Below are 261 nucleotides of genomic sequence, written 5' to 3'. Positions count from 1 at the left end.
TCAAAAACACAATTAACAAATCTGACTTTTTATATAATAAATTGAATTTTGGCGAAATGTAAATGATTTGTAATGTTCTTTTTCGCCAAATTTCATTATAATTAGTTGATATGAGTGTCGTATTTCAATCCAAATGAAGGAGTATATGAAATGGATCAAAACCGATCTTTGCAAGAAAATACACGCAGTACAAAGAAAAAAGTAAAGAAAAAAACAAAAATTATTATAAGTGTCCTTGTATTAGTTTTACTAATAGGAGGC

Source organism: Bacillus sp. JJ1127 (assembly GCF_036965845.1).
Lineage (GTDB): Bacteria > Bacillota > Bacilli > Bacillales > Bacillaceae_G > Bacillus_A.
The sequence above is the reverse complement of the archived record's forward strand: the minus strand, read 5'-3'. Positions refer to the sequence as shown.